Annotated in this window: 1 pseudogene; it reads left to right on the forward strand. The window is 69.2% G+C overall.

The window, feature by feature from the left end:
• Nucleotides 1-100: 100 nt before the first annotated feature.
• Nucleotides 101-445 (forward strand): annotated as a pseudogene (locus tag Q7A36_RS40930) (hypothetical protein); the annotation flags it as partial.

The following is a 445-nucleotide window of genomic DNA, read 5'->3' on the forward strand; positions in this document are numbered from 1 at the left end:
GCGGCGAGCGCCGGCGCACACGGCGGGACTGCCGCGAAATTGGGGGAGCCAGCTGGAAGGGGTATTGTTGGGCCAGTGTTCCCGTTGAGGTAGAGGCGGCGTGGCCTGGATCGTGAAGCTGGTGAGCGTCGGAGCTGCGGGCGAAGAACACAGCACCGAGGTCATGCAGATCACCAAGCCTGACGACCTCACCGACCTGGCCAGCCTGGGCCTGACCTTGGCCGAGGGCAAGCAGCTCCTGGCGGGCGTGCAGCGGGAGATCGTTGCCGCGCAGGCCCGGGTCCATGCCGTGCGCCGTCCGGCGTGCCGCGGCTGTGGTGATGGGTGCCGGGTCAAGGACTACCGCCAGCACGCGATGGCCACACTGTTCGGTCAGGTCATGGTTCAGTTGCCCCGCCTCCGCTGCGCCGGATGCGGCGCGACCGAGGTGGGCGTGGAATGGCCA

Source organism: Paracraurococcus lichenis (genome assembly GCF_030657435.1).
GTDB lineage: Bacteria > Pseudomonadota > Alphaproteobacteria > Acetobacterales > Acetobacteraceae > Paracraurococcus > Paracraurococcus lichenis.